This is a genomic window from Polynucleobacter nymphae (genome assembly GCF_018882155.1).
GTDB lineage: Bacteria > Pseudomonadota > Gammaproteobacteria > Burkholderiales > Burkholderiaceae > Polynucleobacter > Polynucleobacter nymphae.
This window is the reverse complement of record NZ_JACVPA010000001.1, coordinates 901,976-917,712: the sequence shown is the minus strand read 5'-3', so window position 1 is coordinate 917,712 and position 15,737 is coordinate 901,976. Positions and strand designations below refer to the sequence as shown.

Here is a 15,737-nt window from a genome sequence, read left to right as displayed (position 1 = left end):
TGGCTAATCGATGAGATATTTTATAACGGGGGCATCCGGATTCGTGGGGGGTGAGCTTGTCAATAGGTTGAATAGCGAAGGCCTTTCTTGGTTGGGAATATCAAGAAGTAAAACTACTAACCCCAATATCCATATATGTGAATTATCTAACAAGCTTCGCCTTATTGAGTTATTAAAAGGGGTTGATTGTATTGTTCATTGTGCCGGGTATGCACATGCCTTTAAATTGCCCCCGAATGAAATATTAAATGAAGCTTGGGCAGTAAATGTATGTGGGACGGAAGTATTGCTAGAGGCCGCTGCAGAATCTGGAGTTAAGAAGTTTATTTTTTTATCATCAGTTAAGGCAATGAGCGAATCAGGGGAAATCTGTGTAGATGAGAGTTGGGATTGTCTCCCAGCATCAAAATATGGTCAGTCAAAACTAGCTGCGGAACAATTAATTGAAAAATATGCAGATTTGTATAAATTGGAATACGTAATTTTACGATTAACAATGGTCTACGGTGGGGGTAAAGGCAATTTAGAGCGTATGGCAAGATTGGTAAAAAAAAGGTGTTTTCCTCCAATTCCTGATACAGGAAACCATAGGTCGATGATATACATTGAGGATTTATTGGACATAATCGTAATTGCAATGAAAAAAACTCAAATGATTGCAAATGATATTTATATCGTTACTGGACCTGCGGCACCGTCGGGTAGGCAGCTTTATGATGGCTTACGTTCTGCGCTTTCAATGTCAGCGACTTCAGTCCAAGTGCCCAAAATATCTTTAGTTTTTTTTGCTTTAATTTTTGACTACATGCAAATATTTTTTAAAAAACAATTACCATTTAATTCTGAAGTTTTAGATCGATTAATTCATTCTGCTTGGTACTCATCCAAAAAAATAGAAAATGCTACTGGCTGGAGGCCAAAAGTTACCTTAGAGCAAGGTTTAAGAGCGCTTGCAAATCGAACATTAAGCAATTGAAAATCACTCACTATTATTAAAAATTATTTTCCTTGTTGTGAATGAGGCTTGATTAGATAATACAGAGTCAAAAGTGCTGTATGAATACCTATAGTTTGAGTTATCAATTTGAGCATTAATTCCATAAACAGCGGACCATCTGGCATGAGGGGAAGTATTTTGACCATTAGCAAAGAAGATTTTGTAAAATTAATATTACAAAAAATTGAAGATTCAAATTTATCAATAAGGCAGCAATGGGTTAATCCTGTGGGAACTAAAACACGGCATTTTTTTATTGATAATCTTTTGCCTCTTGATGCATGTGAGTCTATATATTCTGCTTTTCCTAGAGATGGCGATGGATTTTTTTCTCGCGAATCATTTCGTGAGAAAAAAAGAACATCATCCAACTTGAATGCTTACAGCAAGATTCTATCTAATATTACCTATGCATTCCACGATAAAAAAATTGTAGATAGAATTGCAGGTGCTGTGGAGTGGGATTGTATAGAGCCGGATCCCTTGCTTTATGCTGGTGGTTTATCAATGATGTTTCGGGATGACTTTCTTAATCCCCATTTAGATAATAGCCATGATGGAATAAGAAGCAAGTATAGAAGATTAAATCTTTTGTATTATGTTTCACCTGAGTGGGTAATTAAAAATGGAGGGAATCTGGAGCTCTGGGATGAAAATAGGACTACTCCAAAAACAATCGTCGCAAAAACTAATCGATTGGTTGTTATGGAGACAAATAGAGCTAGCTGGCACTCTGTTAGCAAGGTAGAAGCAGATACTCCGCGATGCTGTGTTTCAAATTACTATTTTTCACCAATATCCCCTGATGCTTCTAGCTATTTCCATGTAACTTCTTTTACTGGAAGGCCAGAAGAAAAAATTAAGAAGATCGTTGGGCTCGGGGATAATTTATTTAGAAATATTATTTCGAAAGTGCTGAAAATTGGGCGCGGAAAGAATTTAATTAATAATGAAAAGGAATAATTTATCCCATAATTTCGTCAATTATTATCCAGATGTAATTATTTATTTATTTCAATGATAAAAAATAGTTGAATTTTATTAATATTTTTGTTGGTTTATTAAATTTATAAGGCATATTTTTCTATTAGAAAAATATTATTAAGAATTAATTATGTTATGGAATTATTAAATTGAATAATATATTAAATTTAATTGGAAGAGATTGTCAGCTATTTGGCAAAGATGTTGCTAGGTATGCGGAGTCTATTTCTGAGAGAGTTTCTGGTGGACGGTTCTTGGTTATCGGGGGCGCTGGCTCGATTGGTCAAGCTGTTGTACGTGAGATATTTAAAAGACACCCTAAAGTCCTGCATGTAGTCGACATTAATGAAAATAATATGGTCGAATTGGTTCGTGATCTCAGGAGCACTCTGGGATATATAAAGGGAGATTTTAAAACTTTCACAATTGATTGTGGGTCAACTGAATTCGAGGCCCTATTAAATTCTGGCTACAAGTATGACTATTTTTTAAACTTATCAGCGCTTAAGCATGTGAGGAGTGAAAAAGATCCTTTTACTCTAATGAGGCTACTCGAGGTAAATATTTTAAATACAATACGCACCTTTGAGATGGCTAAAGCTAATGGAGCTAAAAAGTATTTTTGTGTTTCAACGGATAAGGCTGCCAATCCGGTTAATATGATGGGCGCAAGTAAGCGCATCATGGAAATGTTCTTAATGCGAGCCAGTCTTGACATTCCCGTATCTACAGCACGATTTGCAAACGTTGTATTTTCTGATGGATCATTAACCCATGGTTTTAGTCAGCGGATCTCTAAACGGCAGCCAATTTCCGCGCCATACGATGTGCGTCGCTATTTTGTAACCCCGCAAGAGTCGGGGGAGTTGTGCTTAATGTCATGCTTGCTTGGGGACAATCGAGATATATTTTTCCCTAAGTTAAGTGAAGATCTTCACCTTGCGACTTTTTCTGACATTGCGGTTCGTTATCTCTCTGAGCAAGGGTATGAGGCATATGAGTGTGCCAGCGAAGAGGAGGCGCGACAGCGCGCTGATGAATTAATTTCACATAAGAAGTGGCCTTGTTTCTTTTTTGAGAGCAATACTACTGGTGAAAAAGACTTTGAAGAATTTTATACTTCGACAGAAATATTAAATTTAGATAGATATGAAAATATCGGGATCATTAAAAATGACCCAACGTTTAATCAGGCAAAGTTAGAGTATTTTCTGAGTACAGTAAGGGCAATAAAAGCTAGGTCAACTTGGAGCAAGGGGGAGATAGTTGAATTATTTAATGAAATGATCCCCAACTTCTCTCACAAAGAAACCGGTAAATATCTAGATCAAAGAATGTGATTATGCAACGTTTTTTTGACATCATATTCTCAGGCATTGCACTACTAACTTTATCGCCCCTACTAATTCCAGTCATTATTTTTCTTAAAATGACTGGAGAGGGCGAGGTATTTTATTTTCAGGAGAGGGTCGGCAAGGGCGGGGCTCCTTTCAGCCTGGTTAAGTTTGCTACTATGTTAAAAAATAGCCTCAATATGAACAACGGTAGCATCACCGTTAAAAATGACCCCCGTGTCTTGCCGCTTGGAAAATTTTTACGTAAATCAAAGATAAATGAACTGCCACAATTATTGAATATTTTTTTAGGAAATATGAGCATCATCGGCCCCAGGCCTTTGACGATTAAAAATTTTAATGCGTACAGTAAATCTATTCAAAATTGTATTGTAAAGGTGCAGCCTGGTTTATCTGGTATTGGTTCAATAATTTTTCGAGGGGAGGAAGATATATTAGCTGACGAAAAAGATCCAATTCACATCTATAATTCAGTTATAGCCCCATATAAAGGGAGGCTTGAAGAATGGTATGTTAATAACCGGAGCATTAAAATATACTTTATTTGTATATTTATAACTATTTGGGTTGTCATATATCCTAAATCTGGCTTAGTTTGGAGTATTTTCCCGTCTTTGCCTTCGCCACCGGAAAATCTGAGGGTTTTCTTAAATTATTATGAATGAAGCGACTAACAGGATATTTTTAAAAAATTTTTTATACAAATGAAAACGGTAAATAGAAATAAGAATTTTTTATATGCAAAGAGTGTCAGCATATCAATATTTCTCATTATTTTTTTTTCTGTAGTATCCATTATTTCAAACATAACTAATGGCGTAGGATCGTCAATAGGCTTGCTAATACCTTTAATAATTATATTATTATTATTAAGTAAAAATTATATATCCAGAATAAATATTAATTTATCGATACTAGTATTTACTCTATATTTTTTAGTACTATTACAAACATTAAGCAATTTTCTGTTTAATAATGGAGATGTTCAAGATCTATACAACATCATAATTTCTGTTCCTGTGGCTATAGCATTAGGTGTGTTTATTCAAAAATTATTTTCAGATATCTCGGAAAAATATCTATTTGAAGGCTTCAAATTAACTTTAATAATATTCATTATTTTTGGATGGCTGTCAATTTTGATTCCAAATTCAAAAATATATTTTGGCTTTGGTGATTTCAATAATCCTGTATTTCCATTTGCGGAGCCTTCTTATTATGCTCTTTGTGTGCTTTCGATCTCCATACCAGTAATAATTAAGTTAAATATTAAATTCAAGATTCTATTAATCTCCAATTTTATTCTACAAGCCTTATATTTCCCCAGTCTTACATTAATTTTATGCACTCTTTTCTTGATTGCTTTGGTTTTGAGAGGCCATATGAAAAAATTTTTACTAATTATCTTAATTGCTGTTCTTTCAATTCTTATATTTGGGGAGTTGGTAGGTGAGAACTATTTTTTCTCCCGTCTTGATCTTTCAGCAGGTAGTACAAATATCTCTTCTTTGACTTATTTGCAGGGCTGGCATGAAATATTTAAGGCGCTTCAAGATACATCCGGATTTGGTTTGGGCTATCGTCAGATGGGAACAAATAGTCAAACAGAGGTTGGTTTGATGCTTGATAGCTATGGTTTTAGTGATTTAGGTAGAAAAGATGGCTCATTTTTATTTTCAAGAATTGCTAGTGAATTTGGTGTATTGGGTATTTTGTTGGTATGTCTATATATTTTCTGGCTAATATTCATTTGGTCTAAAATATCTAAGCTTAATGGTGAGCAAGATTACAAGATACTTTTTACATACTTCATTGCACTATCGAGCCTTATAGAATTATTTATTCGTGGTGGCAACTATTTATCCTCAACATTAATTTTGTCTGTTGCTTCGGCTTGCTATCTCTATAAAATGACTCGAAAATGTCTTTAATTATTGCCCTTAACAATATCTATTATCAAATTATTTGGTGAGGTATTGTTATGTATCGCGCTAGCAGTTGATACCTATCAACCTACACAAACCATTTAGGCATCTTAAATTGCACAATCTGGGTGTAGAGCCACACATACGAAACCATAAAGAGCGCGCAGGCTCCCATTAGAATCGGGGTCGATTGCCACCACAGCACTGCTGGAATAATGCACAGCGCGGCTAAAATCCAAAGGTAGGGCGCCGTTCTGGCATTTGCCGCAAGGGCGCTATTGTCATGTTTGGCGAGCAAGATACGGCGATAGATTAAGGTGTGAAAGTGAATGCCATCGGGTAGACCTGGACTTTTGCCTTGATGAATTTTTCTGCGATAGATCGTAAAGAGGGTCTCCATGATGGGGTAGCCATTGATTAAGAGGGCAAACCAGGGGGACACTTCAGGGTGCCTAGCGCAAAGCCAGATGCTCAAAGCGGCAATCCAAAAGCCAATCAGATAAGCGCCACCATCGCCTAAAAAAATCAGGCCTTGGGGGTAGTTCCAAATAAAAAATCCGAAGATTGCGCCAGCCATCACTAGGGCAAGAAAAATGATCGCAGTGTCACCTACTATAAAAGCAATATAGCTCAGTGCTAATAAGGTGATGATTCCAACCATGCTTGATAAGCCATTAAAGCCATCGATGATGTTGTACGCATTGGCCAAGCCTGTGATGGCAACTACCGTCAACAAAACCCCAAACAAGGGTAGGGTAAATAAAAAATCGATTATCACAATATCGAGTTTGGTAATTTGCAAGCCGAGAAGGTAGATTGCGCACAGTGCAGAGATAGTAGTGAAAAGCAGGCGCTGCCTAACCCCAATTTTTTTAGTCAGGTCCTCAGTCAGTCCAATGGCAAAAGTAGGGATGGCGCACAATAAGAGGGCTACTGCTGGATTTTCAAGACCGATATCCATGGCCTTGATCAGAATTGCCGCAAACAGGCCACCAGCAATGCTAATGCCGCCAATTCTGGGGACTGAAGTTTGATGAAACTTTTGGGGCCCTGAAAAATCAGAGTCGCCAGAAAATTGCTTATGTAAATGCTTGGTGCGAATAATCAGTAGCGTAATCGCAAACGAGACGAGAAAGGCGGTGATTAATCCGAGCATGGATTGATTATAGATTTAATTAGCATTCATTGAGTAGGCTTTTCTCCCCCCCCCCCCATTTTTCGAGAATATTTCTGGCTTCTCCCGATTTGATAGTAATAACCCTAGCACTCTGAGCGTTTTGTAGCTTTGAATCTTTGATGCGAAGGGGGGTGATGGGCGGCAATAGTGTTCAAAAATCTAACATCAAAAAAAGGGGGGAGTAAATTTCAGCCACGCTGAAGGGGTGATTGCTTATAAAATAGGACGATGAAAAATATTCCATTGTCACCTGATGCTAGGCAGATTGCTGCCCTCATCATCTTTGCCTTGTCTGCTTTTGGGGCTAGCGCCCAAACCATTCAGTTTGAATACGATCTGAAAATCACTGCTGATCCCACCAAACGCGCAGCCTACTTAAAACAATCTGGCGAAGCGCCAAGCCCTTATGAGCAAGTATTAAGTTTAGTCAAGGGCTCGATGCAAGTAGCTACAGTGGTGGATAAAGTGGATCTACGCAAAGACCAATACCATATCAACTCGACGGGCACTTTAGGCTCTGTGCTCTCTACAGTACTGGCGGATCAAAAGTTATTACGCGATTCTGTTGGGACCATTACCAAAGAGGGTTTTGTAACTAACACCTATCAAGAGAAGCGCGGCAATACCGAATTACTGATTGCCAAGGTAGAAAAGAATCTATTGAATTTTTATAAAGTGTCTTCACGCACCCCTCCCGTTGGCAATGCCCCTTTTACTGGCCGCTTGTATGACATGCTCACAGTAGGCTATCAATTTATTGGCCGTGACTTGCCTGCTAAATCAATTACGCTGCCAGTAACCGATGGACGGTCTCTCAAGACCTATACCTTAGTGCGTGGCGAGCCTTGGGAGTTTCCGTTTGATGGCGCTAAGGTCAAGGCTGTTCGATATTACAAGACCACCTCAAAAGATGACACCGCTACCTTTGAAGTCTGGTTTTCAGAAAAAGAGCATATACCGCTGCGCTCAGTGATTGGCCTAAACGCGCAATATGGGGCAACTATTCAGATTGATTTGAAAAAAATCCCTGCAATGTAGGGATGCTTAGGACGTTTTGATGAATCGCCAAATACTCATTGCTGTCATTGCAGTTGTCCTACTGGGATTTGTTTTATTTCAGGGCGCTGTCAGTTTATTGTGCAAGCCCACTCAGAAAAATTCAGTTGCGCAGGTCCTCTCTAATGCTATTCCAGAGCCCAAGCCTAGCAAAGAGTCCTCGACGGTAGACCCTTTATCTTGGGATCCTGTTTTAATTCGTCTAGTGCATTTTTTATCTAAGGCCTGCCCGCAGAATTAAGCTTAAGTCTTGCTAAGGTACTAAACTTAAAAATAGATACTCAAAGAAAATAATCAGATGCACTACCCCTTGCAATAGGGTGGTTCTACCAATAGCAAGTGTTAAGGCCCCAATAAAGAATGACAAATACATCAATGTCATATTGAGGTTGCTAATGCCTAGGCTGAGCGGTAAATCAAAGAAGATGGCAATGGCCGCAATCGCTGGAATGGATAGCCCAATACTGGCTAATGCCGATCCTAGAGCTAAGTTCAAGCTACTTTGCAAGCGATTGGCTCTAGCTGCCCGGACTGCGGCAAATCCTTCTGGCAGTAGTACGAGTAGGGCAATGGCAATGCCCACAATCGTCTTAGGAGCGCCCACAGCTTCAACACCTGCCTCAATCGCAGGGCTGAGTAATTCTGCTAGCCCAACGACGACGATCAGGGACAGAACGAGCAGTACTCCGCTTACTGCAGTTTTGAGGTTACTGGGTTTATCTGCATGAAAATTCACATCGGTTTTCTGATCTTCAGCTTTAGGTAAGTAATAGTCGCGATGGCTCACCGTTTGAAAAAAGAGAAAAGCAATATACAAAGCAAAACAAGCTGTACCAGCAAATGCAAGTTGGCTTTTAGTAAAGTCTGGCCCTGGTGTACTCACAGTCACAATCGGCATGATCAAAATGAAGGTGGCTAGGGCAGTGAGGACTGCGAGCGCTGAGTTAGTACCCTCATTGCGAAAAGTCATTTCATGATGCTTAAGGCCGCCAATAAAAATGCACAGACCAATCACACCGTTCATGACAATCATCACGGTAGCAAACACCGCATCTCTAGCAATAAATTGTGAGCCCTCATGCCCTGTGAGCATCATCGAGATGATGAGTGAAACCTCAATAACCGTGACGCAGATGGCAAGCACCAAGGAGCCATAGGGCTCACCCGTTTTATGGGCAATGACTTCTGCATGATGCACAGCAGCTAGAACTCCACCAATTAAGGTAATGCTCATCAAAATGATGAACCAGGTTTGACTCAGGAGAGTGGTCATAAGGGCGCCGCTTGGTAGGAATAGTAATTAAGGTTAAGCTTACGACAGTTTAGAAAATTATCTACAAGATCTGACATATATGAAAGCAATTATCCTGTTTGGCCACGGGGCCCGCGATATTCGGTGGCGCGAGCCTTTTGATACGCTGGTCTCCTTATGGCGTGCCCAGCATGCTGGGATCCCAGTAGAGCTCGCCTTCTTAGAAATGATGCAGCCTAGCTTGGAAGAGGCTGTGAGGAGTTTAAGCCTTCAGGGAGCCACCCAAATTACCGTAGTACCCATATTTTTTGGTCAGGGTGGCCACTTAAGAAATGATTTTCCGGTCCTACTGAAAGAGTGCCAAACAAAGTTTCCGCAGATTACTTTAAGCGCGACGAGCGCTGTTGGTGAGGACCAAGCGGTTTTACAGGCGATTGTTGATTTTGGGTGTCGGGCTATGTCCCCATAAGTAGTCTTATTTTTCCGGAATATGAAAAGCTTTTACAGGTGACTGCTTAAAATGACGCGTATGCAACCAATAAAGAAGATCATTATGTTTGTAGGATTTTATGGAGATAAAACTCCTCCAGAGCAAAGCGATTGGAGTTAAGGTATGAGCGCAAAAATTAAAGACATACGAGATTCAGCGGACCCTGATATTGCAGGTTCTTACTATGCTATGCAAAGAGCCGGTCAAGCAGCTATCGACTTGGCCATTCAGACAAATACAGCAATTGTGATAATGTTGGATGGTAAAGTGCAGCGCATACCTGCCGCAGAACTCATTAAGCAACGTCAAGCTAAAGCTAGCTCTTAAAATTTATCCAAAGCGTTTCTGATATTCAGCATCATCACCTCTGTCGATGAGCAAATGATTTTCCACTATTTTTTCTCTTAACGCCTCACCAATCATAATCAGCGCTGGTGAGCTGCTATCAAACCAGGAGTCTGCTTTACCTAAAGCGAGTTCGCCTAAAGTACTAGACCACTGACGTTCTCGCTTGGTGCTCACTGCTTCTAAAATATGTACAGGAGTATTAGCATGATGATCGCGTTGTTCATCTATTAATTGATGTGCAATCTTGGCGGTATCTTTACGCCCCATGTAGTACACCAAGGTATCTGCACTGGGGTTACTAATAGGTTGCCCTTCGCCTCTCTTTTCTGTTGCTTGCGCTAGCGTAATAAAAGCCACGCTACGTGAGACCCCACGCAATGTCAGTGATTGGCCAATGCTCGCTGCACCAGCTAATGCTGCAGTGATTCCTGGAACAACTTCTACTTCAACCCCTGCTTTAGATAAGGACTGGATTTCTTCATCAGCTCTACCAAAGAGCATAGGGTCACCACCCTTGAGCCGGACGATGGTTTTGTATTGCTTAGCTGCATCAACCAAGCGCTTATTAATAAAGTGCTGTGCAGAGGAGAGCTTGCCGCAGCGCTTACCAACTGGCACTTTGATTGCTTGTGGGCACAGATCGAGCATCTCTGGCTCCACCAGCGCATCATGAAACACAATATCTGCTTTGGCTAAGAGCTTAGCACCACGAACAGTAATGAGATCAGCAGCGCCAGGGCCAGCGCCAACTAAATAGACTTTTCCGGGAGAAGAATGGCTTGTCATGACTGTGTATTAGTTATGTATCGGCTATGCATTAACTAAGTGTGCTTCCGATTGCGCGCTTTGCAGCAAAGTTCTTTGGCCGCGCCAACTGTTTTGAGTGCTTACTGTAAATAAATCAAATTGTTTTAGGGCAACATCAACCTTTTGATCTGGGCGCAATGCAAAGCTATCAAAGCCGACTCTTGCTCCTTGTAAGAGTTGATCGATCAGCACATCACCAATCGCCCGAATTTCGGCATCCCATTGGAAACGATCTCTCAGTAGCGCTGCAGTACTAAAGCTTCTACCATCTCTAAAAATCGGGAAGTGCGCAGCTACTAATAGCCAATAATGCTTTCCTTCTTCAATCAGATCCGCATATTTGAGAATATCGTCATCCGCCGCAAACCAAACACCCATTTGGCCTAACTTGGCTTTGGCTTCTATGTCGGCTTCTATGTCAGCTTCATTGTGATGTGCATCAAGTTGACTACGCCACCAAGTAAAGGGCACCAGTACTTTTTTAAATTGACTATTCTCTAAATCGGGGAGGGTAACATTCCCAGCTTCATCTTGGCTACCATTCCAGATAAGCCACTCATTGCTTGATAGATGGGGTTGTCCCTCGCTTGGGAAGTGCAAGATTTGCTCATGGCTTGCAATCGTATTGATGGTCATGCAGCACTCCCCATGACTTCTGCCTTTTCTTTTTTATCTTGATAGGCAGCTTCTTTGAAAGGTGTTACACCTAATCTGCGATAAGCCTCAATAAAGGATTCATCTGCACTACGATGCTTAGTGTAGGTATTGATAATTTTGCTGATGACGTCGGGGATTTCATCAGCATAAAAAGAAGGGCCAATGACTTTGCCAATCGCAGCGGCATTGCCTTGCTCGCCACCTAAAGTGATTTGATACCACTCTTCACCATCTTTATCGACACCGAGTACACCAATATTACCCACATGGTGATGGCCGCAAGAGTTAATACAGCCTGAGATATTGACGCTGATATCCCCTAGATCAAATAAATAATCTAAGTCATCAAAGCGTTCCTGAATGGCTTTGGCTATTGGCAGAGATTTAGCATTGGCTAGTGAGCAAAAATCACCACCTGGGCAAGCAATGATGTCAGTCAGCAAGCCTATATTAGGCAGCGCCACATACTGTTGCTTAGCCGCTTGCCATAGCTCAAATAGTTTTCTTTGCTCCACATCGGCTAGTACTAAATTTTGTTCGTGGGTAACGCGCAGTTCACCAAAAGAGTATTGATCTGCTAAATTGGCGATGGCATTCATCTGCGCAGTGGTGGCATCACCAGGCGCTACTGTGCCATGCGGTTTGAGCGACAAAATCACGCTGGCATAGCCCGGCACTTGATGATCTTTGACATTGCGCTCAAGCCAGCGTTGAAATGCCGCTGTATCTGTATTTGAAGCAAGCTCTAGCACTTGCTCAGTGGAGAGTTTTTCTAAACTTTGATATGCAGGCTTAGTGAAGTGTTTGGCAACCCGACTCCATTCAGCTTGGGTGAAATTATCATCCCCATTTTGAATATGTTGCCATTCACTTTCAACTTGGCGGGCAAATTCTTCCGGGCCCAATGCTTTGACCAAAATCTTGATACGGGCTTTATAGAGATTGTCTCTTCTGCCAAAGCGGTTATAGACACGCAGCAGGGCAGTAAGGTAACTGGGTAGCAGTTGCCATGGCAAACCAGTTTTAATCAGTGATCCTAAGATGGGAGTGCGGCCCATGCCACCACCTGCGTAGATGTCCGCAGTGAGTCCATCCGTCAGTTCACCGTTGTTGATATTGGCACTCTTCTTAAGCTCAATACCGACGTCATGACAGAGTAATACCGTACGATCTTCTTTGGCGCCATTGATGGCGAACTTAAACTTGCGTGGCAGATGGGCAAATTCAGGATGCAGTGTTGACCATTGGCGGAGCAATTCACAAACGGGGCGGGGATCAACATATTCATCGTCAGCCACTCCAGCAAAAGCATCGCTCGTAATATTGCGGATACAGTTACCTGAAGTTTGAATCGCATGCATTTCTACTTTGGCAAGGTCAGCCAAAATATCAGGTGTATCTTCTAAGGTAACCCAGTTGAACTGAATATTTTGACGGGTTGTGAAGTGACCATAGCCACGGTCATATTTTTCGGAAATGACGGCTAGGGTTCTGAGTTGCTGAGAGCTTAATAGACCATAGGGTATGGCAACACGCAGCATATAAGCATGGCGCTGGTGATAAAGACCATTTTGCAGGCGCAGTGGACGAAACTCTTCTTCGGCTAAGGTGCCATTTAGGCGCCTTGCAACCTGATCCCTAAATTGGGCAACCCGTTGATCTACTAGGGTTTGGTCAATGTGGTCATATTTATACATAGCCCACGATTGTCAGGGCCATTCAATATTCATCAAACTACTTAAAAGTCGGCTCTATATAACCTTTGGCTATATAGGATAGAAAGTGTATTTAGACTGCAAAAGTCTGCTTCAATAGCTTTAAAGGGCCCGCACCAAGACGAGCCTCATAGAAAAAATAGAAAAATTTGGAGAGAAAATGAAGAAATTAGCGCTGATTGACCTATCTATCGCCCTAGGGGCTTGCTTGCTCCTAAGCTCCCCTCTGTTTGCGGCCGATACATCAAAAGCACCTTTGCCTCTGAGTAACCCTCCTGGTCAAGGCTTCACCCAAGATGGCCTTAAAAGAATTGACGCTTTCTTTGCAGATCAAATCACTAGCAATAATATGGCTGGCGCAGTATTGGCGGTGTCTAAAAATGGCAAGTTGGTCATTTACAAGCCATATGGCTATCTCGATAAGGCCAATAACAAACCCATGACAATAGATGCCATTTTTAATTTGGCATCAATGACTAAGGTGATGGCAACTGTAAGTGGTCTCACTTTTTACGAGGAAGGTAAATTACCTCTAAATGCACCAATCTCCAATTGGCTTCCGCAGTTTAAGGATATGAAAGTTGGGCAGATGGATTCAGACGGCAAGTTAAATCTGGTGCCAGCAAAAAATCCCATCACGATTCAAGATCTCATGCGTCATACCAACGGACTTACCTATGGTGGTCGTGGTACGACCCCTGTCCATAAATTTTATCCAGCAGGCTCAGCTCCGGCAGCAGTTCAATACAACGCGCAAGAGTTTATTGACAAGTTAGCAGCCGCACCTTTGCTCTATGAGCCTGGCACCACATGGGACTATGGTTTTGGTTTAGATGTTCTAGGTGTGATTGAGGAGAAGATCGCCGGCAAACCTTTGGGTGCAGTAATGCAAGAACGCATTTGGAATAAGGTAGGAATGCCCAACACTACCTTTGAGCTTGCGGAAAAAGATCGGCCACGCTTGGCACAACCATTGCCAATAGACCCGCTTACGGGAAAGCCCCAGAAGGTAGATATTCATACACAAAAAGTGAAGTTTGATTGCGGTGGCTCGTGCGCCTATTCAACAGCAGGAGACTACATTCGTTTTGGTCAAATGTTGCTCAATGGTGGAAGTCTCGAAGGTAAAAGAGTATTAGGTCCGCAGACAGTCGCTTTTATGACTTCAAATCACTTAAACAAAGACATTAAAAATAATGTGGGTGCCACTGAGCCAGGTCGCGTTGGTTACGGCTTTGGCTTAGGTGTGGCGGTGCGTATGGAGCGCGGTCTTTCAACCATCAACGGTAATGTTGGCGACTTCACTTGGAATGGCGCTTATGGCACTATTTTTTGGGCTGATCCAAAGGAACAAATGGTAGTCGTCATGATGGGTGTAGCGCCAGGAGAAATTCGGAAAGTTCATCGTGAGCAGCTCAATGCGGTGATTTATGGAGCACTAGAGAAGTAAATAGAATACAAACCACAGTACTTTATAGAGCATGATTTAGGCTTGCAAGCCTTAAGCTAGGTTATATTCTTGTTATGAATATAAGCCCAGACACCAATCCCTACGAATTAGAGTTTTCAGAGTATCAGCAGACGCGAGAGCAATTTTGGGATCAGGCAAATGGCTCAGCTTCGCATTCTTGGGGCGCTTACTACCAAAAGAAGTTAGCGCATATTTACCAAAATATCATACCAAGTGATTGCAAGGTTTTAGAGCTTGGCTGTCGTAATGGTGCCTTACTCCATGCCCTCAAGCCCTCTTTGGGGGTGGGAGTAGATTTCAGTGAGCAAGCACTAATTAAGGCGCGTAAGCATTATTCCCATTTGCAATTTATCCATGCCGATGCCCATCAGCTTGATCTGGGTGATCAGATCTTTGATTACATTGTGATCTCAGATCTGGTGAACGATCTATGGGATGTGCAAACGATGTTAGATGGCATTCGTCCATATTGTCATGCAGACACGCGGATCGTATTGAACTTTTTTAGTCATGCCTGGAGTTTACCTTTACGTGCTGCACGTGCTTTAGGTTTGGCTACCCCAAATTTGCCGCAGAACTGGCTTACCCGCCATGATATGAATAATCTGCTGGAGATTTCTCAGTATGAGAACTTGCGGCAGTGGCGCGAAATTATTACACCGATCAATATTCCACTCATCTCGAATTTTTGTAATCGCTACCTCGCCAAAATTTGGCCATTTGAGTTATTGGCAATTACTAATTTCATGATTGCTAGGCCCGTAGGATTACAAGAAAAGAAAAACCCTAGCGTCTCAGTCATCATTGCTGCCCGCAATGAGTCTGGCCATATTGCCGAACTCTTTGAGCGCGTTCCCCAGATGGGTTCTGGGACAGAGATCATTTTTGTGGAAGGCAACTCCACTGACGATACTTACGACATGATCGCTAGTGAAATAGCTAAGCGCCCGGATTGCAATTGCAAATTACTTAAGCAAACCGGTAAAGGTAAAGGCAATGCAGTACGTAATGGATTTGATGCCGCTACTGGTGATATCTTAATGATTCTAGATGCCGACATCACTGTTCCACCCGAAGATTTAACACGCTGCTATACCATTATTGCTAGCGGCCTAGGTGAGTTTGTCAATGGCGTACGTTTGGTATACCCCATGCAAGACGAAGCGATGCGTTTCCTCAATTTATTAGGTAATAAGTTTTTCTCATGGGCATTTAGTTGGTTGATTGGCCAACCTATTCGGGATACCTTGTGCGGCACGAAGGTGCTCTGGAAAGCCGACTACGAACGTATTGCTCATAATCGCAAATATTTTGGTGACTTTGATCCCTTTGGTGATTTTGACTTACTCTTTGGCGCAGCACGATTAAATTTAAAGATTGTTGAGGTGCCCATTCGGTATCGTGCAAGACGTTATGGTGAGACCAACATCTCTCGCTGGAGTCACGGCTGGCTGCTGCTGAAGATGGTAGCGTTTGCTGCCCGCCGCATTAAATTTATCTAGA

16 protein-coding genes are annotated in these 15,737 nt (G+C 41.7%); 11 read left to right on the top strand and 5 right to left on the bottom strand.

What is annotated here, in order from left to right; all coding sequences use genetic code 11:
• Positions 1-10: 10 nt before the first annotated feature.
• The 5 genes from ICN29_RS04675 to ICN29_RS04655 all read left to right on the top strand — a co-directional run bounded on the left by ICN29_RS04675 (position 11) and on the right by ICN29_RS04655 (position 5,267).
• The gene (locus ICN29_RS04675; RefSeq protein WP_216130183.1) at positions 11-976 is read left to right on the top strand and encodes an NAD-dependent epimerase/dehydratase family protein; all 966 of its coding nucleotides are present in this window, start codon (positions 11-13) and stop codon (positions 974-976) included.
• A gap of 159 nt (positions 977-1,135) precedes the next feature.
• Positions 1,136-1,960, top strand: a complete 825-nt coding sequence (locus ICN29_RS04670; RefSeq protein WP_255538064.1) for a 2OG-Fe(II) oxygenase — start codon at positions 1,136-1,138, stop codon at positions 1,958-1,960.
• Positions 1,961-2,130: 170 nt separating this feature from the next.
• A complete protein-coding gene (locus ICN29_RS04665) occupies positions 2,131-3,321 on the top strand; it encodes a UDP-N-acetylglucosamine 4,6-dehydratase (protein ID WP_216861471.1) in 1,191 nt (396 codons plus the stop codon).
• A gap of 2 nt (positions 3,322-3,323) precedes the next feature.
• Complete coding sequence (locus tag ICN29_RS04660) at positions 3,324-4,001, top strand: sugar transferase (protein ID WP_216130181.1); 678 nt, start codon at positions 3,324-3,326, stop codon at positions 3,999-4,001.
• 354 nt (positions 4,002-4,355) lie between these two features.
• Positions 4,356-5,267: a hypothetical protein gene (locus ICN29_RS04655; RefSeq protein ID WP_216130180.1), complete on the top strand. Its 912-nt coding sequence runs from the start codon at positions 4,356-4,358 to the stop codon at positions 5,265-5,267.
• An 82-nt stretch (positions 5,268-5,349) separates the two neighbouring features.
• On the opposite strand, the gene ICN29_RS04650 is transcribed toward ICN29_RS04655, so the two are convergent.
• Complete coding sequence (locus tag ICN29_RS04650) at positions 5,350-6,417, bottom strand: glycosyltransferase family 4 protein (RefSeq protein ID WP_216130178.1); 1,068 nt, start codon at positions 6,415-6,417, stop codon at positions 5,350-5,352.
• 249 nt (positions 6,418-6,666) lie between these two features.
• Here ICN29_RS04650 and ICN29_RS04645 point away from each other — a divergent pair, with 249 nt between their 5' ends.
• Complete coding sequence (locus tag ICN29_RS04645; protein WP_216130176.1) at positions 6,667-7,476, top strand: DUF3108 domain-containing protein; 810 nt, start codon at positions 6,667-6,669, stop codon at positions 7,474-7,476.
• A 19-nt stretch (positions 7,477-7,495) separates the two neighbouring features.
• Entirely contained in the window at positions 7,496-7,735 is a 240-nt protein-coding gene (locus ICN29_RS04640) for a hypothetical protein (protein WP_216130174.1), read from the top strand.
• Positions 7,736-7,747: 12 nt separating this feature from the next.
• Here the strand turns inward: ICN29_RS04640 and ICN29_RS04635 are convergent, their stop codons facing one another.
• Positions 7,748-8,767 (bottom strand): calcium:cation antiporter, encoded by a 1,020-nt coding sequence (locus ICN29_RS04635; RefSeq protein ID WP_216130172.1) that lies wholly within the window; start codon positions 8,765-8,767, stop codon positions 7,748-7,750.
• 79 nt (positions 8,768-8,846) lie between these two features.
• Here ICN29_RS04635 and ICN29_RS04630 point away from each other — a divergent pair, with 79 nt between their 5' ends.
• Positions 8,847-9,215 (top strand): sirohydrochlorin chelatase, encoded by a 369-nt coding sequence (locus ICN29_RS04630; RefSeq protein ID WP_216130170.1) that lies wholly within the window; start codon positions 8,847-8,849, stop codon positions 9,213-9,215.
• A 144-nt stretch (positions 9,216-9,359) separates the two neighbouring features.
• Entirely contained in the window at positions 9,360-9,563 is a 204-nt protein-coding gene (locus ICN29_RS04625; RefSeq protein ID WP_216130168.1) for a hypothetical protein, read from the top strand.
• A 3-nt stretch (positions 9,564-9,566) separates the two neighbouring features.
• Here ICN29_RS04625 and cobA read toward each other — a convergent pair whose 3' ends face one another.
• From cobA to ICN29_RS04610, 3 genes are read right to left on the bottom strand one after another with little or no spacing between them, the layout of a single operon-like run.
• Positions 9,567-10,370: a uroporphyrinogen-III C-methyltransferase gene (cobA, locus tag ICN29_RS04620; RefSeq protein WP_216130166.1), complete on the bottom strand. Its 804-nt coding sequence runs from the start codon at positions 10,368-10,370 to the stop codon at positions 9,567-9,569.
• 24 nt (positions 10,371-10,394) lie between these two features.
• Positions 10,395-11,027 (bottom strand): DUF934 domain-containing protein, encoded by a 633-nt coding sequence (locus ICN29_RS04615; RefSeq protein ID WP_216130164.1) that lies wholly within the window; start codon positions 11,025-11,027, stop codon positions 10,395-10,397.
• Positions 11,024-12,745 (bottom strand): nitrite/sulfite reductase, encoded by a 1,722-nt coding sequence (locus ICN29_RS04610; protein ID WP_216130162.1) that lies wholly within the window; start codon positions 12,743-12,745, stop codon positions 11,024-11,026. The genes ICN29_RS04615 and ICN29_RS04610 overlap by 4 nt, the downstream gene beginning before the upstream one ends.
• Before the next feature lie 178 nt (positions 12,746-12,923).
• On the opposite strand from ICN29_RS04610, the gene ICN29_RS04605 reads away from it, so the two are divergent.
• Together ICN29_RS04605 and ICN29_RS04600 are read left to right on the top strand one after the other, a co-directional pair.
• A complete protein-coding gene (locus ICN29_RS04605; RefSeq protein ID WP_216130160.1) occupies positions 12,924-14,213 on the top strand; it encodes a serine hydrolase domain-containing protein in 1,290 nt (429 codons plus the stop codon).
• 74 nt (positions 14,214-14,287) lie between these two features.
• Positions 14,288-15,736, top strand: a complete 1,449-nt coding sequence (locus tag ICN29_RS04600) for a bifunctional class I SAM-dependent methyltransferase/glycosyltransferase family 2 protein (RefSeq protein WP_216130158.1) — start codon at positions 14,288-14,290, stop codon at positions 15,734-15,736.
• The last annotated feature ends 1 nt before the right edge of the window (position 15,737 follow it).